Genomic DNA, 22500 nt, shown 5'->3' with positions numbered 1-22500 from the left:
TGTCTGGTTGCATTCCAGAAAGCAACCAGCTACTTTCCCTGGCAGGAACGCACAGATGCCGTGACGGCCACGACACTTTTCGCCCTGACAATAGCCCGGCTGTTGCCGGATGATTGGACGGCAGCAGGATGGGCCGTGCGCACCATCGGCCATTTTGAAGCCTTGCACGCTTACTCTCCAGAAGCCCTGCGCGCCGCACTGAGTCACTGTCCACGAGGAGCGCAGCGACTCGCTCAGCTCTTCAACGCTGCGCTCCTGCATCAGATGCGCGAACAGGCAAAAGCTGAGCTGACCCAGCTGATCACCAGGCGCGTTCGCGTCTTAACACCCCACGACGAACCCTGGCCCTCCAGGTTAGAAAGGCTCCCTGAACCGCAACGTCCTTTTTTACTCTTTGCCTTTGGGAACCTGAAACTGCTTGAGCGCCCCATGGTTGCCTTGCTGGCGCGCCCCCCGATATCCGAAGCATCGCACGAACGCGCGCAGAACCTGACGTTACACCTGATCGAAGCGGGCTGCATTCCGGTAACCGGTGCGTTGTCTGGTTTTGATATAGCCGTGCAGAAGCTCTGCCACAATGCCCCCCGTCCTTACCCGGCCATCATGGTTGCTCATACCGGACTTGCCCAGCTACTACCGCCTATGCGGCCTGTTGCAACGGCTACGTTGCGAGCAGGAGGCCTTTTGCTTTCTCCTTTTCTCATGGAACAGCGCGTAAGTGCGCAGCGTGACCGCCAGCGCGCGCTTCTGCAAACGGCGCTGGCGCATGTGGCGGTCTTTGTCGAGCCCCGCGCCGAAACGCCGGAGCAAGCCGCGCTTGAGTGGGCAGTGCAGACGCATCTATCGGTTTTTGATATCAGTACCCGTACCCTACCAGAAGTGCATTCTATCCGCGAATCTGTCGATTTTGAATGGGTAGTCGAAGCAGCTCGTCGCACTTCACCAACCGACTGAAACTGCACGTGCTGTTTGTCTTCCTGGATGGGGTTGGGCTGGGCCCGCCCCATTCGCATAATCCACTGGCAACCGATTGGCCCGGGCTTGCCCAGCTCAGCCGCGGTCAGTGCTGGACCTGCCAGGCGCAATTTTTTCACAGCGCCCGGCACGTCTTCCGATCGTTGGATGCTACGCTGGGCGTGCCCGGCCTGCCGCAAAGCGGCACCGGCCAGACCGCTCTGCTAACCGGCTTCAATGCGCCACGCATTGCAGGCCGCCACTACGGCCCCTTTGCCCACTCTCGAACCCGCCCCCTGCTTGCTCAATACAATCTGTTCCAACGTCTGAAAACACGAGGCTTTTCCGTGGCGTTTGCTAATGCCTATCCACCTCCCTTTTTTGCTTATGCTCAGCAACGTGACCGCTGGAGCGTCACCACTCGTTGCTGTCGGGAGGCAGGCGTCCGATTGCGCACGCTGGACGACCTGGAGCGTGGTGAAGCGGTAGCAGCCGACCTGACAGGCCGGCGCCTGCGGACAGCCGGTTTTCCGATTACGCCTGTTGATGAATCCAGAGCAGCCCGCCAGCTACTTGCCCTGGCCCAACGCCACGATTTCACGCTCTTTGAGTACTTCCTGACCGATCAGGCCGGTCACCGGCAAGACGCAAGCGAAGCTCAATGGGTGCTCGCATCGCTGGACCGCTTCTTTACCGAACTGGTTGCACTCCTTGACCCTGAATGTCATCTGCTTGTTGTTACCAGCGACCATGGTAACCTGGAAGACCTGCGCGTCCGCACGCACACGCGCAATCCTGTTCCCCTGTTTGTCTATGGACGGGGGGCAACCTGCTTCCGCCATGCCCATGACCTGCGCGACGTAACGCCTGCGATTGTGGCCGCACTAGAAGATACCGCTAATTCATCTCCATGAGCGTTTCTGCCTCCGCTTCATCCGACACCAGCTTCCCGGCCGTCAACTCCAGCACCAGTCGATCGGCTCCGTAAAGGTCGCGAAGGGCCTCCAGCACGCCTCTACTATCGACCGCTACAGCGCGCATGCCCCGATCCGGCATGTAGATATAACTGCCGGCCAGTCCCTCCAGATTACTGTCAAAGATGACGCCCACCAGACGGAGTTCCTGATCAATCAGGGCCGACCCAGAGCTGCCTCCTGAAATGTCCGTGCTAGCTACCAGATTAAGCGGGGTTGCCCGTTCAAACGCTTCGGAAGGCGTCAGCCACCGCGCCGGCAAGCTCCAGCCACTCCGTCCCCGGAAGCTGTAGAACCGATCATACATGCCGTAAAACGTAGTAAACGCTGGCGCTTGCGTCCCATTGTAAGCGTAGCCTTCAATGCGCCCATCGGCAATCCGCAGCGTGCCCGTTCCGTCGGGAGGTACGGTGCGCCCATAAACGGCAAAGCGGAGCGCCGCCAGGCGTGCATTCAGGAAACGCTCGCGCGCTTCGAACTGATCAAGTTGCTGGCCAAGCGTAAAGTACAGGGGTCCGAGCACCTCGATTACCGGCACCGATGCGTCACCGCTCTGCAGGTATCCTTCCTGCAGCAGCCGCGCAAAGGCAGCCGAGTCTTTCAGTGCCGTACGTGCTACCAGATCGCGCGCTACCTCGGCCGGTGTTCGATCGCCTAACAGGCGTTGCACGCTCGGATGCTGCGGTCCCAGATAGTCGCGCAGCTCTTCCAGGCGAGCCGTGATATAACCCACTTCGACCGAGTCGGGCCAATTTCGGATTTTGAGCGCCTCCCGCCGCAGCTCAGCCAGGCGGGCTGCGAACGCACCCCGTCGGCGCATTACGTCGTGCGCATAACCAAAGAGTGCGCGCAGCAGGATATGGGAGCTCAGGAGCGTGCTGGTTCCAAAAAACTGGAAGGCGGCGGTTTGCGGAGCTGCCGCTGCCTTGCTGCGCTGCAGGGCTTCGAGCTGCGCAAACACATTGCCGTAGCGGTTGCGCAGCGAATCGTTAGCCATCATACTGTCGCGTAGCGCCCGCTCGGCTGCCTGCTTGCGCGCCAGCAGGTATGGATCGCGCAACCCTTGAAGCTGCCCTTCCGTGGCTTTGATAGTGTTCTTCAGTGCGAAGTACACGCTGCGCAACCCATAGATGTCGGCCGAGTCTGGTTGTTGGTGGAGATAACGTTCCAGAATCTGTGCGCGGCGTCGCAGCAGCCGGAGCCGCTGCGGCAGCGTGTAGTCGCGTTCAAATTCAAGCTGACTCACAGTCATGTGACGCCGCGTGGCGCCGGGATGGCCTATGGCAAAGACAAGCTGGCCAGGCTGAGCACCTTCCCTATTCCAGCGGAAGTACCAGGGACTTTTCAGGGGCTGTCCATCTGCTCCATAAATGCGCAGAAAGCTGATGTCCAGGCTGTAGCGGGGATACGTGAAGTTATCATAGTCCCCCCCGAAATAGCCGACACGCAACTCGGGGGTCATGACCAGACGCACGTCGTAATAGCGACGCCAGATGTAGGCGGTATAGCGCGCCCCGTAGTACAGCGGAACAATTTCTACGTGTAGCGTGGTGTCTCGCGATCGGACTTCCGCCTCCAGTTGCTGCTTGAGGCGTTCCAGGCGGCGGTTGCGCAGGCGTTCCCGTGCTACGTCGTCGCGAATCTCCTCTAGACCCCGGGCAATCTGAGCCGTCACGTCGCGGGCCTCCAGAAGCTGCTCGGCATACAGGCCGGGCAGCCGCCGCTCCTCCGACAGGGTCGCCGCATAGAATCCTTCTTCCAACAAGGCTTCTCCGGGGCGGTCAATGAGATCAAGACTTTCCCAGGTGCAGTGATGGTTGGTTACGACCAGTCCGTAGAGGGAAACAAAAGCACCCGAGCAGCGGCCGCTTTCAAAGACCAGCCGCAGTGCTCCCATGCGCGCATGCGTCAGCCAGGCGGAGTCGGGACGAAAGCCGTAGGTTGCTTCCCAGTAGTCCAGCGGAGGCGCTTCAAACGTCCAGAGCCGTCCCGTATCGAACCGTCCGCTCCGTACCGTGTCCCTTCCTATCCAGGAGGCCTTCCCGACGCGCTGCACCCTGACTACCGCCGTGGTTTCTGCCTCCGTTACCAGAGGAGGTGTTGCCACCAGACGGGCGGTTTCGCGCGGCCCGGCACACTGGAGACTCAGCGCAGCCAGCGTCAGGCTCAGCGCAACAATCCAGTAAGACCGATTCATTGTTCACGCCCGCGGTTCATCAAGGCATCAGCTTCTTCTTCGGAGCGCACCAGCCGTCCGGTTGTCAGCTCCAGCACCAGTCGGTCGGCATCATAGATTTCGTCAAGCGCCTCCAGAATTCCTCGTACGTCTACGGCAATAGCCCGCATGCCACGATCTGGCATGTAAATGTAGTCGGCCGGCAGGCTCTCAATATTGCCGTCGAAGATCAGTCCGACCACTTCCAGTTTCGGATTGATCACAGGCGATCCAGAATTGCCTCCGATGATGTCAGCCGTGGCTACGAAGTTCAGCGGCGTGGAGCGATCAAAGGTTTCGGGCGGATGCAGCCAGCGCTCGGGCAGCTCCCAGTCCGTACCCGGCCCAAAGGCATAGTAGCGGTCGTAGAGCCCATAGAACGTCGTGTAGGGTGGCGCCATCGTACCATTGTACGTGTACCCTTTGACCACTCCATCGGCGATGCGCAGGGAGAAGGTAGCGTCGGGTGGTACCGAAGTGCCGTACACCTCATAGCGGGCCCGCCCGAGCTGGCTGGCAATTTCCTGCTGCTGCGCCGAGATACCGGCCCAGGCACTCTGGAACGCCTGAAAACGCGGCCATACAGTTGCCACCAGTTGCACCGCTGGATCCTCCATGGTCAGTGTGCCCTGGGCCAGCGCTTGCGCGGTCTGCGCCGAGTCCCGTAGCACCGAGTTGTGAATGATATGGCGGGCCACTTCCTCGGGCGAACGTCCTTGCAGCAGTTGTTGCACGAGTCGACTATCCTCGCCAAAGTAGCGCACAAAGTCTTCCAGACGCGCCTTCAGGTAGCGCCACTGCACCCCTACGGGTTGATCCGCGATCCCCAGCATTTCGTCCCGCAATTCTGCAAGCTGCTCGTCGGAAGCACCGGCCTGCTGTTGATTTACGTAGAGATAGGCCAGGATGGCGCGGCGCACGGTTGTACTGCTCAGCCCACTGTTCGGGTTGAAGGCCAGAAATGCTTGCAACTCGGCTGCATAGTCCCGCTGCTGCGCCACCAGCTCGGCCATACGCTCAAAGAGGGGATCGTACGTACGCGCCAGCGTCGAGTCGCGGCGCAGCGCCTCTCGGAAACGCCGCTCTGCGTCGCGGCGGCGCGCGATAATGTAGGGGTCCCGCAGTCCTTTGACGCGGCCGGTGTAAAGCTTCTCTGCATTGCTGAGACCGAAGACTTCGTTGCGAATTTCCTCCCGTTCAGGTCCTTCAGGCAACTCGCGCAGGTAGTCCTGCAGCGCAGCCATGCGCGTCTGGATCAGCCGCAGGATGGCTGGTTCAAGTATGTCGCGCCGAAACTCAAGCTGCGCGACGGTTTGCAGCCGACTGGTCGATCCAGGATTGCCAATAACAAAGACGACATCACCTTCTTCAACCCCGTCACGGCTCCAGCGGAAGTAGTGGGTCGTGCGCAGAGGTGCACCGTTTTCATCATAAATGCGGAAGAACGTTACGTCAAGTGCATAGCGCGGATAGGTGAAGTTGTCCGGATCCCCTCCGAAGTACCCCATCTGCAACTCCGGCGCCATCACCAACCGCAGGTCATGATAGCGCTTGAAGATGTAGGCCGAATATTTAGCGCCATTGTAAAGCGCAATGACTTCGACCACATAGCCTGCCTCTTCTCCCCCTTTTTCTTCCAACAATCGTTTTTCAATCGCATCAATAGCCTGTTGGCGTGCCATAGCCCGCTCGGCATCCGTCTCCGCACCGGCCAATGCAGCATAGACCTCATCGGTCACATCTCGGATTTCGATGAGTTGATCGGCGTAGTAGTCTTCGACGCGGCGCTCTTCGCCAAGCGAACGGGCATAAAAGCCGTTGTCCAGCAAGTTTTCGCCCGGACGGCTAACGGCTACGATCGCTTCCCGCCCGCAATGATGATTGGTCATGACCAACCCATTGGGCGAGACGAACGACGCCGAACAGCCTGGAATACGCAGGGCTCCCAGCCGCGCCCGCCGGAACCAGGCCGAATCGGGCCGAAAACCGTAGGCCTCAGCGAAGTAATCAATGGGAGGATCGTCAAATGTCCACATTTTACCGTTGTCGAAGCGCCCGGCGCGCACCGTGTCCAGTGTCGGCATGGCACGAGGCGCAAGCGGTGCTTCAGGTACTGTCTGGGGAGGAGGTGGCGCAGCAGGAGCCTGTACCGTAGTGGCAGGCCGGCCGGTTGCGCATCCGAAAAAGAGCACCAGGCTCAGCAACGGGAGCAAGCGCAGCGTTCGTTTCATGGGACTCGCCTGTCGTTTAAAGTCCGTTTCAAAAATAGCGATTTTTGGGTTTACCGCGCACCTGCCTCTGGAACCTCTCTTCGCTCCGCAATATATTTAAGACGTCCGTGGAGAATGTGCGAAAGTGGCGGAACTGGTAGACGCGCGAGACTTAGGATCTCGTGGCCGTAAGGCCGTGGGGGTTCGAGTCCCCCCTTTCGCACAGCGTAAGTCCCTGCCAGCAGGCAGGGGCTTTTTTTATTCGCTTTTTCTGAAGCGCCAGGCTTCGACGCCCCGCTCTTTCCGCTTGCCTTGCTACTCCAACAGGGCCTACGGAAACCCTACAGGCCGTTGCGCATTGAGCAGCCCGCACCCATGCTACCTGCGCGCCATGGCGAACACGCTGAACGTCGGGCTTGTCCAGATGCGCTGCAGTGAAGATCCGGCGCAGAACCTGCAGCGGGCTGCGGCTGGCATCCGGGAGGCCGTCCGGCAGGGCGCTCGCATTGTCTGCCTGCCCGAGCTGTTTCGCACACCTTACTTCTGCAAACACGAAGATCCACAGCACTTTCAGTTGGCTGAGCCCATCCCAGGCCCGACGACCGAATACCTGGCAGCGCTGGCAGCCGAGCAAAACGTCTCTATCCTGGCCAGCGTGTTTGAAAAGCGCACGGATGGGCTGTATCACAACACGCTCGTTGTGCTTGATCCAGAGCAGGGGTATCTGGGAAAATATCGCAAGATGCACATTCCTCACGACCCTCTTTTTGAAGAAAAGTATTATTTCGCGCCCGGCGATCTGGGCTTTCGCGTATTTGACACAGCGGGTGTGCGCATTGGCACCCTCATCTGCTGGGATCAGTGGTTTCCGGAAGCTGCTCGTCTGACCGCCCTGCAGGGAGCTCAGATTCTTTTCTATCCGACAGCCATTGGCTGGCTTCCAGAAGAAGAAACAACCGAAAGGGCAGCCCAGCATGAGGCGTGGGAGCTGGTCCAACGCGCCCATGCTGTCACGAACGGCTGCTACGTTGTGGCCGTCAACCGAACCGGGTTTGAGCCTGCCCCACCGGGCGCCTCATCTCAGGGTATCCATTTCTGGGGGCAGAGTTTCGTAGCAGCCCCGGACGGTACCGTGCTGGCCCGCGCGCCCGTGGATGAAGAAGCTGTGCTGGTGGTCGAACTGGACCTTGCCTTTATCGAACGTTTTCGCACGACCTGGCCGTTTTTACGGGACCGACGGACCGATGCCTATGCCGCACTTACCCGCCGCTTCCTGGACCCCGACGGTTGAACCCACACCGGCAGCCCGGGGGTTTCGGATGCCCCCGGAGTGGGCCCCGCACCGCGCTACCTGGCTCTCCTGGCCCCACAACCGCGAAACCTGGCCCGACGAACTGGAGCAAGTCGAACGCACCATAGCCCAGGTGGTGCGCCTGCTCAGCCGCCGCGAGGCTGTCTACATCAACGTCAATGACGCAGCGCACGAGCAGCACGTGCGGCGACTGCTGGACGAAGCAGGGGTCTGCGGACCGGTACGGTTTTTCCACATCCCTACGGATGATGCCTGGATTCGTGATTACGGAGCCCTCTTTGTGGTGCACCCGCAACAACGCACACTGGCAGCCACCGTGTGGGGCTTCAATAGCTGGGGGGGCAAGTATCCGCCCTGGGATCGAGATGCCCGGGTAGCGCGACGCATGGCAGAAGCGCTCAATGTCCCCATTTTCGAAGGGGCCATGATCCTTGAAGGCGGCTCTATCGACACGAACGGTGCCGGCGTCCTGCTGACCACAGAGCAGTGCCTGCTGAATCCGAACCGCAACCCGCATCTTAACCGCAGCGCCATCGAACAACGGCTGCAAGACTTTCTGGGAATCCGCCAGATTCTCTGGCTGGGACAAGGCCTTGCAGGCGACGACACCGACGGACACGTGGACGACCTGACGCGTTTTGTTGCGGAAGACGTCGTCGTAACCGTCGTTGAAACCAATCCTCAGGATCCAAACTATGACCCCCTCCAGGACAATCTGGAGCGGCTGCGCGCTTTTCGTTTTTCAGACGGCCGGCCCCTGCAGATCGTGGAACTGCCCATGCCCGCCCCTCTGGAAATAGCGGGCGAACGCGTACCAGCCACCTATGCGAACTTCTACATTGCCAATGAGCTCGTGCTCATGCCTGCCTACGGCGACGTGCACGATGAAAAAGCGCAGCAGCTTTTGCAGCAATGCTTTCCAGATCGAACTGTTGTGCCCATCGACTGCCGCGCCATCATTCGAGGCCTGGGGGCTCTGCACTGCCTGACGCAGCAGGTACCTGCCCTGTAAGTAATCAGGCCTTTTCGTTTGATTCACGCAGCAGGCGAATCAACTGGAACAGAGCTGCCTCCTCTATGCCCAGGTAGGCCAGGACCGAGGCACCTACGGTCTGCCACTCGGCGGCAGGAGGCTGCTCTGCATAAAGCCGCAACACATGCTGAGCGGTCAGCAGCAGCGCCAGCTTATCGACGGTCGGATCGGGCGCTTCTCGCTGGTAATAATCGATCGCGTCATGGTGGCGCAGAATCGCCTGGCAAAGATCGGCCGGCAGTTTCCAGGAACGCGCCAGCAGAAATCCGGCGGCTGCGTGATCGGTCCCCAGGCGTTCATGCTCTACCTCGATAAAGGGACGCGTATGGGCCTCCCGCTCTGCTGCTGCATAGATGCCGGGATAGGCCGGGAATTGTTGCAACAGCAGGGGCACGCCGCAATCGCAGAAAAGCCCCAGCGCATACGCTTCTTCAGACGCTACCCGAGCACACCAGCGCGCAATGAGTGCAGTTGTGTACGCCATGCGCTCCGCTTTTCGCCAGAAACGCTCCATAAAGGCGCCGCGCTGATTGCGAAACGCCTGGTGCAGGAGCAATCCGGTAATCAGACTGGTGATGTTCCTCAGGCCCAGCATCCGCACGGCATGCTGGATATCTACCACCGGACGCGCCAGGCCAAAAAGTGGAGAATTGACCAGTTTGAGCGTGCTGGCAGCCAGCGCGACGTCCTCGCTGATAAGCCTGGCGATGCGCTCTAGGTCAGGCTCTGGCCTTCCCTGCTCCTCCAGTACGGCAACCAGTAAGGCAGGACGCGGTGGAATCAGCACCCCTCGCAACAGCTTTTCGGTCTGCGCAACGTCCAGCGCCCGCTGTGCATCCAGCGTCAGCGTCGTTTCCGCAGCCATAGCTCTGTCAGGATTTGCCCCGCCGGTAGCTGTACGTCACCTCTGCCCGGTCGCAGGCCCCTCCTACCGGCGGATTTGGCTTACGCACCGTCACTTCTATCGCTTCCACGATGGGATAGACTTCCAACACACGGTGCGCGATCTTGTAAGCTAATCGTTCGATCAGATAAAATTTATTGCCGGTCACAACCTCGCGCACCAGGCGGTACACTCCTTCATAATCCACTGTCTTTTCCAGGGCATCGGCTTTGGCCGCTTCGTCCACGTTCAGTTCCATCGCGACGTCCACTTCGTAGCGTCCACCAATGCGATGTTCTTCCTGCGTTACGCCGTGGTGCGCGTAGAAGACAGCATTCACCAGACGCACGATGCCGCGTGACCGGCCCGGCGCCACCGGAATCGTTGTATGAGCCAGGTGGATGGGTTCAGGTTGCATGATTGAGTCCGGACTGCACGAGCAACGGCCGGAGATCGCATTCCGGGAACGCGGTCAGCTGCCGCAAAGCAGCCACCCGTTGCGCAATCTCTTCTGGCGTGAGTGCCAACAAGCGCTCCGGTCCAAAACGCTCCACCACAAAAGAGGCAAGTGCACTGCCGTATACTACCGCCTGCCGGAGCGCGGCCTCATCAAAACGCCGCTGCGTGGCCAGAAAACCCGCCATCGCCCCCGCAAATGTATCACCGGCCCCCGTCGGATCGAACACATCCTCCAGTGGATAAGCCGGCGCGCTGAAGATCGCCTCTTCGAAGAACAACAGCGCACCGTGCTCGCCTTTTTTGATGATCACAATGCGCGGGCCCATTGTCTGAATCTTACGGGCTGCCCGAATCAGATTGGGCTCCGCGGCCAGTTGGCGCGCCTCGGCATCGTTGACCACCAGGCAATCGACGCGACGCAACACTGCGTGCAACGCTTCAGGCGTGTGCTCGATCCAATAGTTCATCGTGTCACAGATTACAAAAGCCGGACTGGACACCTGATCGAGCACCCGCTGCTGCAGCCGCGGATCCAGATTGCCCAGACAGATGATCTGGCTATTGCGGTAGGTGGCGGGCAAAACGGGATCGAACGAGGCCAGCGCATTGAGGTGCGTGTAAAGCGTGTCGCGGTCATTCAGATCATAATGATAGCGTCCACCCCAGGCAAAGGTATCTTCTTCCTCGTTGAGGCGCAATCCTTCCAGGTCAATACCGGCCCGCTGGAGCACCTGCCGATAGGCTGCCGGGAAATCGCGCCCGACCACTGCTACCAAGCGCACGTCAGCCCAGAAATAGCTGGCAGCCAGCGCGATATAGGTAGCACTACCTCCTAGCAGCCGATGCGCAGCACCGAAGGGCGTCTCGACCGAATCGAGCGCAACCGTTCCAACAACTAGAATACTCACTGTTTGTCCACAAGTAAGCTTCTATACTCACAAAAGCGTTCGAGGACAACGACTGTTGCCCCCGAACGCTCTGCAAAGATACAGCAATTGTGCCGACTGCGTGTAATCCGAACAGATTTTTTTGGCAAATTAGCGAAGGCGCCGCATCCAGTCGTTCAGCTTTTTCAAAGCAGCAACAGCGACAGCGGTTGTCGCTGCTCCCAGAAGCGTTTCAGCGGTCTCCAATCCGCGGCGCGCTTCCAGCTTCAGGCGTTTGGAGGTGTGACGGGCGGTAGCCTCGAGTGATTCCGCCGCCTCCGAGGCCTGCTCAGCCAGCAGCTTGCTGAGCGTCTCCGCCTGCATTCGGATACGTTCGCTCAGTTCGGCAGCTTGTTCAGGCAATTCTTTCCGTAACGTGCGGGCTCGTTCGACCACCGTTTCACTCAGATCTTCCACCTGCTCCGCAAGCTGTCGACGCAACCGGCGCGCCCGCTTGCGGGCCTGACGCGCCAGCCGTTCCGCCTGGCGGCGCGCCCGCTCGCTCAGAGGCGGTGGGGCAGGTTGCATGGCGATAGTCGCCAGACGACCGGCCAGCACGCCCACTCCCATAGCCAGCAACACCGCCACGGTAGGATTCTCAGCAATCCAGTCGCGCGCGCGTTGCGCAGCCGCCTGCGTATCCAGACGGGCCAACTGTTCCCGCAAACGCTGCAAGGCCTCGTTTAACTCCTGGCGCATTTTCTCATACGTATCGATCAGTTCCTGGCGCGTCGTTTCATCAGGCTCGCGCCGCCCCTCCTTGGCTTCGGGAGCGGAAGAAGCAGTCTGCGCGCGTTTTTTCTGCGTTACCACGGCTACCTCCTCCCAGTTTAGGGTTCACCTTCCAGAATTATCGCCGCCAGAGCACGCCCAGAAACACGCCCACAGCAAAAGCTATAGCCATGGCCATTCCCTGGTTTTCTTGCACCCACTGCTTCAGCGCCGCTATTCCTGAAGTGGATGTTTGCTCCAGCGCCTCCAGAGGAGTAGGGCGTTCCTGAGCGCCCGTCGTCTCCGCCTGCGGTTTCCGCACCTTATCAGCCTGCTCAACCATAGATCTCCTCCTGTTTTAAGATGAATCCGCTTTTTGCCCCAGCTTTGCTGTATTTTTCCTGAGAGAAGGCCGAACGTTCCAGTAGATAAGGGACAATTACAACATTGTTAACAGTAGCGCGTTGGTTCACCAACATAATTTTGACCACACGTTTTGCGTTGGTTAAGCGACGCGGGAAATAACCACACCGACCATGTTGCGCACTGCCGGGTGGCTCAGTTTTCTGAGCGTTCTATTGTCCGTACCGGTTATACTCTACGCCCAGCCGGCTCCACCGGGCCCAGAGGCTTCCTTTGCCCATGCGCTGGCCCTTCACAGCGATGGTTTTTACACGCAGGCAGCCCAGGCTTTTGCTCAATTTCGCAGCATTTATCCGAACGACACCCGCACGGCTGAGGCTCTTTTTTATGAAGCGGAGGCGCGTCTGGCTCTTGGCCAGACCGACGAGGCTGCCGCCCTGCTCCGTCTATTTGCTGCGCGCTATCCAACGCATCCGCTGGTCTACGAAGCTCAGCTTGCTCTGGGTAAGTACTTTTTCGACATGGGACAGTATGAGCAGGCGCGCCAGGCCTTCCGCCAGGCCCTGCGCCCCGGCGTGCCCGACGCGCAGGCCGCCCGCGCCCTGTTCTGGATGGCCGAAGCCGCTCAACGGCTGGCACGTCCGTCCGAAGCCATGGGCTACTATCGTCGGCTTGCCGACACCTACCCGCACACCCGTCTGGCACCACAGGCCCTGCTGGCACTCGCCTATACGCAAGTGGAAACAGGGGCCTACGACGAAGCTGCGCGCACGTTTGAAGTACTGGCCGCCCGCTACCCCAATGCTCCTGAAGCCCGACATCTGGGGCTGGCGCTGGCTCAGGTGTACTATGAATTAGGGGACTATCGCCGCACCATCGAAGAGGTAGAACGCCGGCTTCCCGATTTGCATGGCCAGGCACGCCAGCAAGCCTGGTTGCTCCTGGCTGAATCCTACAATCAGCTTCGCGATAGCGAAAATGCTATTGTCTACTACCGGCGGGTTCTGGAAAACCCGGCCAGCCCCTATTACCGCCAGGCGCTCTATGGTCTGGCCTGGAATTATTACTTCGAAGGAGTGTACCAGTGGGCCGCTGACCACTTCCAGCAGGTCCGCGAAGGACAGCGCGATACGCTGGCCATGAAGGCCACCTACTACGAAGCCGTCTGTCGAAAACTGGCCCACGAACCGCAGCAGGCCCTTGAGCTTTTCAAAACCGTAGTGCTCGAATGGCCCGACAGTCCCCTGGCGCCGCATGCCCAGTTTGAGCGGGCGCTTCTCCTGTACGAGATGCGTCGCTGGGAGGCAGCGCATGACGCCTTCGATTTTCTGGTGCGTACCTATGCCGACAGCGAGTTGTTAGGGGATGCGCTTCGCATGCGTGGCTACACGGCTATAGCGCTCGGCCGGTTTGATGAAGCGCTGGAAAGTTTCGACCGCGCGATCGCGCTGCAAGCTGCCTCGCCCCGGCTGCGCACTGAAATTGCTTTTCAAAAAGCCTGGCTGCATTACCGTCAGCAGAACTATGCGGCAGCCAGCAGCGCATTCATGGAGCTTTACCAGCAGGATCCACGCGGTCCGAAAGCAGGCGATGCGCTTTTCTGGGCGGCCGAAAGTTTCTATCAGTTGGATCAACTGGAACGCGCCGAGGCCCTCTTTCAGGAGTATCTGCGCCATTTTCCCAATGGTGCGCACGTCGAAGCAGCGCACTACGCGCTCGGTTGGGTCTATTTCCGACAGCAACGCTACGAAGCCGCGATCCAGTCCTTTCAGCGGTTTCTGCAGGCGTACCGTCGCGCTGACGAAGCCATTCCCTACCGGCTCGACGCGCTGCTTCGCCTGGCCGACAGTTACTACGCGCTCAAGCGTTATCCTGAAGCCATTCGCTATTACCAGCAGGCCGCTACCGAAGGAGCAAGCGATTATGCCCGCTATCAGATCGGACAGGCATACTATAACGCAGGGAACTATGAGGAAGCGCTGCGCACCTTTAACCAATTGCTTGCAGAGCATCCAGAGAGCACATGGCGCGAAGAAGCCCTCTACCAGATCGGCTACATCCATTTCCTGAATCAGGAGTACGATCAGGCCATCGCGGCCTATCGTCGTCTTATCGAACTGGCCCCCGACGACCCGCTGGCTGCTAAAGCCCAGTATGGCATTGGAGATGCCCTGTTCAATGCAGGCCGACTGGAAGCAGCCATCAACGCCTACAAACGCGTGCTGGAGCGCTACCCCCGGAGTCCGTTCGTCGCCGATGCGGCTACCAGCATTCACTTCGCGCTCATTGCAGCCGGCAAGGAGGCGCGAGCCGAAGCCCTGATCGACTCATTCGCCACGGCCTATCCGAACACGCGCATCGTGGATGAGCTGCGCTTCCGGCGAGCGGAAGCGCTCTACCGCAGCGGCCGCTCTGAAGAAGCCATGCAGGCTCTCGAAACCTTCGTGCGCGGTGATCATGCACCCGATCTCATGGGCGAGGCCCTGTACTATCTGGCCACGCTCTACATGGAACAGGAGCTGTATGATCAGGCCGAACGCACGCTGCAACAACTACTGGCTACCTACGCAGAACACCCACGCGTGCCCGAGGCCTGGCTGCTGCTAGGCGCGGCGCAGCTAAAACAGGAACGCTACGAAGCTGCCCTGCAGAGCTATCAACGGCTGGTAACGCTGGCTGCGCAACGCTCAGACTTGATGGCCCGTGCCTTCTATGGCCAGATCGTTGCCTTGCTGGAGCTCGGACGCCTGGACGAAGCGCGTCAGGTCCTGACGCAGGCGCAAACGCACTTTGCCGCAAATGCATTGCCACCTGTATTGCTGCTTGCGCACGCTCGGCTGGCTGACGCCGCGGGCCAATTCGACGAAGCCGAACGCCTGTACCGGAGGGTTGTTAGCCGCGCCCAGGACGAAACGGGAGCTGAGGCGCTCTATCGTCTCGGTGCGCTGCTGCTACGACGGGGCGATCCCCACCGGGCCATTGAAGAGCTGAGCCGACTGCCCACCCTCTTTCCGGGCTATGCCGAATGGCTGGCCCGAGGGTACCTGACGCAGGCTCGGGCTTTCCTCACTCTGGGTCAACGAGGAGAGGCTGCCCGACTCTATGAACTGGTTATTGCTGAATTTCCGAATACGTCGTTCGCCCGTATTGCCGCCCAGGAAAAAGCCACGCTGTAAACCATGCACCGCACGCTGGGTATGCTGTTGCTGGGTTGGATGGCCACTGCTTCGGCCGTAGCCCAGGTGTCTGATACGGCCCGGATTATGCTACCGGACCTGGCTCCGCGCGAAGTGGAGATTCGAGGTACGCTGGAAATCTCGTTTCCTTCCCTGCAACGTCAACCGCTCATTGGCTTTAATCCGCCTCCGCTGATTCCCCAGATTCCCCCGGATCGCCAGCCTTACGTGGAACCCTACCGTCAGGCCGCCGCTTCGCTGACCCCGGTATCCCTGCAGCGACCAGAGCCTCCTGCCATTGCCACAATAGGTCGCGGCAATCCAGCCCGGGGGCTTTTTGAAAGCACGCTGGGACGCTACCTGACCCGCTCGTTCAACGGTTTCCTGGAACATCCGCTTACCCATACGCTCACTGCTTATGGATCGCTGGTTTACACTGGAAGCAGTGGATTTCGGCCGTTTACCGAACGCCCCGAATTAGAAACTCCCTACGACTTGCTCGACCTTCAAGCAGGTTTTACCTACTTCGGACGGCTCCAGGCCAGCCTGGAGCTGGGCGGCACGTTCGACACTTATCGCCTGTACGGGCTGGTCCGCGATCTTCCCTACAGCGCCCCCCGACGGGAAATCCAGGCTGGCTACGCCCTGTTGCGCATAGCTCCCGCTGCCCAGGAAGACTTCGAAGGCTATCTGCAGCTTCGCCTGAGCAGTAATCGCTACGCAACGCTGTATCCAACGGGCTTTTTGGGTGGAAGCGCACCACCTTCGCCTGAAGTCGACCGCCGCGAGCAACGTCTGGACCTGCGCAGCACGCTACGTGCTCCTTTTGCTTCGGGGACTCTCCATTTTGATCTTCAGGGTCACCTGGCCACCCTTACTCCAGCAACCGCCGCTCAGGTGCGCTCGGTCGCTGTGGGCATCGCCTGGCAGTTTAATTTTTCACCCGCCCTGCACCTGACGGTGGGCAGTCGTGTGCTGGGTCTGCAAGCCGACCCTACCACAACCCGGGCGCTGTACCTGTCACCTGTACTGGAGCTGACTCTGTTCCCGGCCCCGGGCACGCGCCTGTACCTGCGCCAGCAACCCTCCTTGCAGGCCTATCGCCTGGACCTCCTGCTGCAGGAAACGCCTGTGCTGGACGACCAGGTGGTTCCTCAGCCTGCTCTGCGCAGCATCGACCTGGAAGTGGGCAGCGAGTTTTTCCTTGGAACCATCCGGTTGCAGACGGCGGCAGGATTCGTCCATGCGCCGCTGGAGCGTTACGTCTACCAGACCCGGCGATCCTTTCCGCCGATTGCTTCCGTAACGCGACTGAGCTATGCGAAGCAGCGTCACTGGTACCTCCGCGCCGGAGCCGCATTGACGTTGCCCTCCGGCCTGCAGGGAACCGTAAGCCTGCGCTATCAGCAGATACGCCTATCCGAAATCAATCAACGAACTCCCTATGAACCAACCTGGCAGGCGCTTGTGCTGCTCAGTTACCGGTTTGCGCAGCAACGCGGCTTCATTCAGTGGATGGGACGCTACGAAGGCGTGCGTTATGCTTCCTTAAACCGGCAGCAGCGACTATCGCCCTACCTGGATCTTGACCTACAAGCCAGCTATCAGCTTACGCCTTCGATTGGCCTGGTTGTTCGCCTGGAGAACCTGGCCCCTCGTCGCTACCGCACTCGCTGGCTCCATTATCCGGAGCCCTCTGCCGTCCTCAGCGCGGGTATGCGAATTCGCTGGTAGTCTTGGATTCTGTACAATTTTGGTTGTAGTTTTAGGAAACGAACGGTTAACGCGAGGCCCTATGGAAACGCCTACCCCGGAACAAGTAGCGCAAGCGCTGGCTGAGCTGGTGCAAGATGCGCTGATGCGCGGCGAGTCGGTACACGTTCCCGGTCTGGGAACCTTTTACGTGGACCATCGCAGCAGCACGACCGAGCGGCTGCCGGATGGACGGGTCGTGCTGCATCCACCGCGCGATCTGCCTGCCTTTACTCCTGAAACCTCCTGACCTACACCAACCCTGAACGGTCGCATGTCTGAGCCTCTGATTAATCAATTGGCCGAACGACTTGGTTGCGCTCCAGAAGCCGCCGAAGCGGCTCTGCGTCAGTTGGTTGCCCAGCTCCAGCAGCAACTGGAACAGGAAGGCCAGACTAGCTTGCCCGGGCTGGGCCATCTCATCCGGAGTGAAGAAGGGCTGCGGTTTGAACCAGACGCAGCGCTGGCCCAGGCCGTCAACCACCGTTTCGCCGGGTTGGAACCGGTTACCGTAGAGCCACCTGCAGCCCAGTCCTATCGCAAAACTGAGGTTATCCCGCCAGAAGAAAGTACCTCGGAAGAAGTTGCAGCCCCTACTTCTCCTTTTTATGAAGTAGAAGGCCCTGCCGAATCCCAGGAAACTCCGGCTGAAGAAGCCGCCCCTGAGGAACCTCCTCATGAAGCTGAAGCGCAACCTACCCCGTCTCCGGAAGTCACTTCGGAGGCCGAGCCCGAACCAACACCCACTGAAGCGGCACCCGAACCCCCTCCTGCTTCGCCTCCAGAACCGCCCCTGCGGCCTCCCCGTCCTCCTCGCATTCGGGTTGAAGAAGAGCGCCGTCGTGGTCTTCCAATATGGGTTCCTGCTGCGCTGCTGGTGGTGATGCTTGGCGCGGTGGCGGTCTGGTTCCTGCTGTTTTCTCGTCCATCAGAACCAGAAGTGCCCCCCCCAGCTCCTCCCCAGACTGAAACGGAAAGGCTGGCTCCCCCTGAAACGACTGTCGCCGCCCTGCCTCCTCCAGTCGATACGGCTGTGGCCGAACCCGAGACTCCGACTACGGAGGCACCTCCTGCCCGGCCTCCTACAGGAAGCTACGCACTGATTGTTGGTTCGGTGACAAGCCAGGCAGCCGCCGAGCGGCTGGCCGATCGTTATCGTCGCGCCCTGGCAAACCAGGATCTACCCGTAACGGTCGTGGCCACTCCAATGAACGGAACCACTCGGTACCGCGTGGCGGTTGGACGGTATGGTTCACCGGAGGAAGCGCTGGCGGCTAAACGTCAGCTTAGCAACGTGCTGCCTCCGGATGCCTGGGTGCTACGCCTACCTTCCACAATCCAATAACCGACGTCTGTTATGGTGCTGTTGCAAGCTGTCTCGCTGCCAGCCGATACGTTAAGCGCCCTGGCCCCACCTGCCTCATCCATGTCGCTGCTGGACATTCTGGTTCAGGGGGGGTGGGTTATGCTTCCCATCGGGCTCCTGTCGCTCCTTACCATCTATTTATTTGTCGAGCGGCTCATAACCCTGCAGCGGGCCCAGATTGACCCGCGTCAGATTATGGATCGCGTGCGCGACTACGTAGAGGCGGGCGACATTCGCGGTGCCCTGGCTTACTGTGAGGCGCAAGACAAGCCTATCACCCGCATTCTACGGCGGGGGCTGGAGCGCCTGGGGCGTCCGATTGCAGAGATCCGCGACGCGGTAGAGGCAGCCGGCAAGTATGAGGCCTTTGAGCTGGAAAAACGCATGGACATTCTGGCCAGCATCGCAGGCATTGCTCCAATGCTGGGCTTTCTCGGCACGGTTACCGGCATGATTGAAGCCTTCCAGCAGATCCAGAATCTGCAGGGTAACGTAAACCCCAGCGTGCTGGCTGGTGGCATCTGGGAAGCTCTGCTCACCACCGCTTTTGGTCTGGTGGTCGGGATTCTGGCCCTGTTTGGCCATAATTTTCTGCTGACGCGCATCAACCGCCTTGTTAACGACATGGAGCGGTCCGCAACCGATTTCATTGATCTATTGCAGGAGCCGGTACCACGCCCGCGCCGTCAACCTGAAACCCTCCTTTAAGTCTGCATCAGGCCATGCCCCTGAATTTCTCCACCTCGCGCAAGCCCCTGACCTCCTTTGCATTGGCCGGACTGGCCGATATTGTGCTGTTGCTGTTGATTTTCTTTCTGCTTACTTCCAGCTTCATTCCTCAGTTTGGCATTCGCGTCAACTTACCCCGCGTCGAGGCCGGAGCTCCTACCCAGGCCCGTTATGTGACAGTTGTGATTACGGAAGATGGCCGTTTTTACGTTGAGCAGCAGCAGGTCGCACGCGAAGACCTGCTGAGCACGCTTCGCACTGTTAAAGGTGACCGTAATACCCTGGTGCTCCGGGCCGACCGAAAAGCCACGGTGGAACAGTTTGCGTACGTGGCCAGCACAGCTAAAGCGCTCGGCATGACGATCTTGATGGCTACGGAGCGGCCCGACGTAAGTCCACGTCGCTGATCACGGCATAAACCATGATTCCCGATCCAGGGAGCGATACTGGATCGCTTCCGACAGGTGCTCCGGCCGAATTGTGGCGCTGCCGGCCAGGTCTGCGATGGTTCGGGCCACTTTCAGGATGCGATCATAGGCCCGGGCGCTTAATCCCAGTCGGTGAATGGCCATTTTCATAAGCTGCTGCCCTTCGGCGTCCAACGTGCAGTAACGGCGCACCAGACGCGCTGGCATCTGTGCGTTGCAATAAATCCCGGGCACGTCCTGAAACCGCGCAGCCTGTCGCTCTCGCGCGGCTACCACCCGAGCCCGAATGGATGCGGATGACTCTCCCTCCTGCTTGCGACTGAGCTCCTCAAAGGGCACAGGCGTCACTTCAATGTGCAGGTCAATACGGTCCAGCAGTGGTCCGCTGATTTTTGATAAATAGCGCTGCACCTGAGGAGGCGTGCACACGCAGGTGCGCCGCGGATCATTCAGATGCCCGCACGGACAGGGATTCATACTGGCCACCAGCATGAATCGCGCGGGATATTCGACCGTAAAACGCGCCCGGCTGATTGTAATTTGCCCCGACTCAAGCGGCTGGCGAAGCACTTCAAGAACCTGGCGTTTGAACTCGGGCAACTCATCCAGAAACAGTACGCCATTATGGGCCAGAGAAATTTCTCCCGGCATCGGATGTGCGCCTCCCCCGCAGAGCCCGGCATCCGAAATCGTATGATGCGGTGCACGGAAAGGCCGCCGGGCCACCAATCCTGCCCCATTCAACTTGCCACCTACCGAATGAATTTTAGTGGTTTCCAGCGCTTCCTCCGGGGTCATGGGCGGCAGGATCGTAGGTAATCGTTTAGCCAGCATTGTTTTACCGGCGCCCGGCGGCCCTACCATTAGCACGTTGTGTCCGCCGGCTGCTGCCACTTCCAGCGCCCGCTTAACATTTTCCTGTCCCCGCACCTCCGCAAAGTCCACCTCGTACGTCTGCGCTTCGGCAAACAGCAACTGGAGATCCTGTTGAAATGGCTTGCGCGGCGCTGCACCGGTCAACAGCTCTACGGCTTCCTGGAGTGAGGTAACCGGATACACGTCCAGTCCTTCCACCAGCGCCGCTTCTTCGGCGTTGTCTCGAGGCACAATGATACCTTTACGACCATCACGCCGGGCCTGCATGGCAATGGGCAGTACGCCTCGCACCGGCCGCACTTTGCCGTCCAGCGCCAGCTCCCCGACAATCACGAACGGATCTAAGGCTTCTGGACTCGGACTTCCTTCACCGGCCGCCAGCAATCCCAGCGCCATCGGCAGATCAAAGGCAGCTCCTTCCTTGCGCAGGTCCGCTGGTGCCAGATTCACGGTGATAACCCCGCGAGGTATCGGCAGCCCACTGTTACGCAGTGCCGCCTGAATGCGATCACGGCTTTCTCGCACCGCTCCGTCAGGCAACCCCACCACTGTGTAACGCGGCATGCCGGGCTCGATGTGCGTCTCAATCTCAACGGGAATGGCGTCGATCCCCAGCGTTGTGCTGCTCCAGACTCGGCTCAGCATGATAGAAATGTTTTTTCGAGATAAGACACCACGACCTATTTTTTGCAACATCTGATTTTTTTGAATAAACTTTTGCCGAAAAATTCAGCGCAATATCTGCAATCACCTTCGATGCCTGTACTTTTTAAGGGAATCGAACCCGTCACCTGCCAATGATCTACGGCATTACCGGCAATACGCAGAAAGAACAGCTCTGGGAGCCCGTTGCTTCGCTGGTTCGTTGGCTGGAGGCGCAGGGATTGGAGGCCCGCCTTCACCCGGCCGTAGCGCGCGGTCTGGTTGCACGCAAGCTGCTTTCCGATAGTAAAGCAGCAGCGCTGACCGCACATGATCTGGCGGCCGAAGTGGACGTGCTGCTCTCTTTTGGAGGCGATGGTACGTTGCTGCAGAGTGCTCATCTGGCAGGCCGCCGGGGTACCCCTGTGCTGGGCGTTAACATCGGCCGCATGGGCTTTCTGGCCGATGTAGAAGTTGAGCAGGTACGCGAGGCTATTCGCACCATTGAGGCGGGCGATTTCCACCTGGAAGCCCGCATGGTTCTCGAAGCCGAGCTGGAAGATGGATCCACCCCGGCCCTCCCCTGGGCTCTGAACGAATTTGTAATCGACCGCAGCGGGCTGGCGGGGCTGATCACCATTGAGGTCACCGTCGATGGCGTACCGCTGAATCGCTACTGGGCCGATGGACTCATCTTTGCTACGCCCACCGGTTCAACAGCCTACTCGCTGTCGGCAGGGGGGCCCATTGTTTCCCCGAACTGTGAAGTGGTAATCCTGACGCCTATTGCTCCGCATACGCTGACGCTGCGCCCTATAGTGCTGCCGGCTTCGGTCGAGATTGACGTGCGGGTGTACACAGGCGGCCAGCCATATGTGCTGGCTGCTGACGGCCACAGCCAGCTTATCCATCGCGAAGGCCAGCGCATCACGATCCGGAAAGCCCAGCACACCGTTAACCTGGTCAAACTGCCAGGCCGGCATTATTTTCAAACGCTACGCACCAAACTGATGTGGGGGGCGCGGTAAGCCGCAACGGACAGGAAAGGCGCGGTAGCAGCATGGGCAGGAAAGGGCGCCCTCTGGTCTTCTCCAGCAGAGGGTTTGCGCTCTTAATTGTCCATTGTGGTCGGACCTGATCGGAGCGCATGCTGCTCGCATGCAAACGCGGAAAAGATGCTTTCAAACCTTCGTGAAACCCGCACGCCTGCCCGACGTTTGTTGCTTCTGGTGCGGTAAGCAGTGTATATTTGGCCGCTGCAGAGGGTCAGGTAGCTCAGTTGGTAGAGCACGGGACTGAAAATCCCGGTGTCGGCGGTTCGATTCCGCCCCTGACCACTTGGACGTGGCAGCATAGCCTCACCATGTGGGTGAGGCTATGCTATTTTTGTTTACGCGATTTTATACTGTTTCAACACTTACTTTTCTAACTCTATCTACTCCCCCCTTATCGAGCGTTCAGTCAATTGCCGTCAGCGTTTGAAGTCAAAGT

At 59.6% G+C, this 22500-nt stretch carries 19 protein-coding genes and 2 tRNA genes; 13 read left to right on the top strand and 8 right to left on the bottom strand.

What is annotated here, in order from left to right; genetic code table 11:
- Positions 1 to 60 precede the first annotated feature (60 nt).
- Both BUA15_RS00280 and BUA15_RS00275 read left to right on the top strand, forming a co-directional pair.
- Positions 61 to 954, top strand: coding sequence for a DNA-processing protein DprA (locus BUA15_RS00280; protein WP_072713842.1), 894 nt, complete (start codon positions 61 to 63; stop codon positions 952 to 954).
- Positions 912 to 1868: an alkaline phosphatase family protein gene (locus BUA15_RS00275; protein ID WP_072713840.1), complete on the top strand. Its 957-nt coding sequence runs from the start codon at positions 912 to 914 to the stop codon at positions 1866 to 1868. The genes BUA15_RS00280 and BUA15_RS00275 overlap by 43 nt, the downstream gene beginning before the upstream one ends.
- Here the strand turns inward: BUA15_RS00275 and BUA15_RS00270 are convergent.
- Together BUA15_RS00270 and BUA15_RS00265 are read right to left on the bottom strand one after the other, a co-directional pair.
- Complete coding sequence (locus tag BUA15_RS00270) at positions 1852 to 4125, bottom strand: S46 family peptidase (RefSeq protein ID WP_072713839.1); 2274 nt, start codon at positions 4123 to 4125, stop codon at positions 1852 to 1854. The genes BUA15_RS00275 and BUA15_RS00270 overlap by 17 nt on opposite strands.
- Positions 4122 to 6374 (bottom strand): S46 family peptidase, encoded by a 2253-nt coding sequence (locus tag BUA15_RS00265; protein WP_072713837.1) that lies wholly within the window; start codon positions 6372 to 6374, stop codon positions 4122 to 4124. Before BUA15_RS00265 ends, BUA15_RS00270 begins: the two co-directional genes overlap by 4 nt.
- Before the next feature lie 118 nt (positions 6375 to 6492).
- On the opposite strand from BUA15_RS00265, the gene BUA15_RS00260 reads away from it, so the two are divergent.
- The 3 genes from BUA15_RS00260 to BUA15_RS00250 all read left to right on the top strand — a co-directional run bounded on the left by BUA15_RS00260 (position 6493) and on the right by BUA15_RS00250 (position 8677).
- Positions 6493 to 6576, top strand: a tRNA-Leu gene (locus BUA15_RS00260).
- Positions 6577 to 6744: 168 nt separating this feature from the next.
- On the top strand, positions 6745 to 7644 hold the full coding sequence (locus BUA15_RS00255; protein WP_072713835.1) for a carbon-nitrogen hydrolase: 900 nt from the start codon (positions 6745 to 6747) through the stop codon (positions 7642 to 7644).
- A 28-nt stretch (positions 7645 to 7672) separates the two neighbouring features.
- Positions 7673 to 8677 carry an agmatine deiminase family protein gene (locus tag BUA15_RS00250; RefSeq protein WP_084660484.1) on the top strand — a complete coding sequence of 335 codons (1005 nt, stop codon included), beginning with the start codon at positions 7673 to 7675 and terminating at the stop codon, positions 8675 to 8677.
- 4 nt (positions 8678 to 8681) lie between these two features.
- Here BUA15_RS00250 and BUA15_RS00245 read toward each other — a convergent pair whose 3' ends face one another.
- The 5 genes from BUA15_RS00245 to BUA15_RS00225 form a co-directional block, all read right to left on the bottom strand.
- A complete protein-coding gene (locus tag BUA15_RS00245; protein WP_072713832.1) occupies positions 8682 to 9563 on the bottom strand; it encodes an HDOD domain-containing protein in 882 nt (293 codons plus the stop codon).
- A gap of 7 nt (positions 9564 to 9570) precedes the next feature.
- Positions 9571 to 9999, bottom strand: a complete 429-nt coding sequence (gene folB, locus BUA15_RS00240; RefSeq protein WP_072713830.1) for a dihydroneopterin aldolase — start codon at positions 9997 to 9999, stop codon at positions 9571 to 9573.
- Positions 9989 to 10948, bottom strand: coding sequence for a PfkB family carbohydrate kinase (locus BUA15_RS00235; protein ID WP_072713828.1), 960 nt, complete (start codon positions 10946 to 10948; stop codon positions 9989 to 9991). The genes folB and BUA15_RS00235 overlap by 11 nt, the downstream gene beginning before the upstream one ends.
- Positions 10949 to 11077: 129 nt before the next feature.
- Positions 11078 to 11779 carry a hypothetical protein gene (locus BUA15_RS00230; protein WP_072713827.1) on the bottom strand — a complete coding sequence of 234 codons (702 nt, stop codon included), beginning with the start codon at positions 11777 to 11779 and terminating at the stop codon, positions 11078 to 11080.
- A 37-nt stretch (positions 11780 to 11816) separates the two neighbouring features.
- Entirely contained in the window at positions 11817 to 12020 is a 204-nt protein-coding gene (locus BUA15_RS00225; protein ID WP_072713826.1) for a hypothetical protein, read from the bottom strand.
- Positions 12021 to 12213: 193 nt separating this feature from the next.
- Here BUA15_RS00225 and BUA15_RS00220 point away from each other — a divergent pair, with 193 nt between their 5' ends.
- The 6 genes from BUA15_RS00220 (at position 12214) to BUA15_RS00195 (ending at position 19470) form a co-directional block, all read left to right on the top strand.
- Entirely contained in the window at positions 12214 to 15216 is a 3003-nt protein-coding gene (locus BUA15_RS00220) for a tetratricopeptide repeat protein (protein WP_072713824.1), read from the top strand.
- 3 nt (positions 15217 to 15219) lie between these two features.
- The gene (locus BUA15_RS00215) at positions 15220 to 16950 is read left to right on the top strand and encodes a porin family protein (protein WP_072713823.1); all 1731 of its coding nucleotides are present in this window, start codon (positions 15220 to 15222) and stop codon (positions 16948 to 16950) included.
- A gap of 61 nt (positions 16951 to 17011) precedes the next feature.
- Entirely contained in the window at positions 17012 to 17218 is a 207-nt protein-coding gene (locus tag BUA15_RS00210; protein ID WP_072713821.1) for an HU family DNA-binding protein, read from the top strand.
- A 24-nt stretch (positions 17219 to 17242) separates the two neighbouring features.
- Positions 17243 to 18313, top strand: a complete 1071-nt coding sequence (locus tag BUA15_RS00205; RefSeq protein ID WP_072713820.1) for an SPOR domain-containing protein — start codon at positions 17243 to 17245, stop codon at positions 18311 to 18313.
- A 12-nt stretch (positions 18314 to 18325) separates the two neighbouring features.
- Complete coding sequence (locus BUA15_RS00200; RefSeq protein ID WP_072713818.1) at positions 18326 to 19042, top strand: MotA/TolQ/ExbB proton channel family protein; 717 nt, start codon at positions 18326 to 18328, stop codon at positions 19040 to 19042.
- A 14-nt stretch (positions 19043 to 19056) separates the two neighbouring features.
- Entirely contained in the window at positions 19057 to 19470 is a 414-nt protein-coding gene (locus BUA15_RS00195; RefSeq protein WP_072713816.1) for an ExbD/TolR family protein, read from the top strand.
- On the opposite strand, the gene BUA15_RS00190 is transcribed toward BUA15_RS00195, so the two are convergent.
- Positions 19471 to 21012 carry a YifB family Mg chelatase-like AAA ATPase gene (locus tag BUA15_RS00190; RefSeq protein ID WP_072713814.1) on the bottom strand — a complete coding sequence of 514 codons (1542 nt, stop codon included), beginning with the start codon at positions 21010 to 21012 and terminating at the stop codon, positions 19471 to 19473.
- Between the two features lie 152 nt (positions 21013 to 21164).
- Here BUA15_RS00190 and BUA15_RS00185 point away from each other — a divergent pair, with 152 nt between their 5' ends.
- A complete protein-coding gene (locus BUA15_RS00185) occupies positions 21165 to 22037 on the top strand; it encodes an NAD(+)/NADH kinase (RefSeq protein WP_072713811.1) in 873 nt (290 codons plus the stop codon).
- Positions 22038 to 22273: 236 nt separating this feature from the next.
- A tRNA-Phe gene (locus BUA15_RS00180) sits at positions 22274 to 22346 on the top strand.
- The last annotated feature ends 154 nt before the right edge of the window (positions 22347 to 22500 follow it).

Origin of the sequence: Rhodothermus profundi (assembly GCF_900142415.1) — a bacterium.
Taxonomy (GTDB): Bacteria; Bacteroidota; Rhodothermia; order Rhodothermales; family Rhodothermaceae; genus Rhodothermus; species Rhodothermus profundi.
The sequence above is the reverse complement of the archived record's forward strand: the minus strand, read 5'-3'. Positions and strand labels throughout refer to the sequence as shown.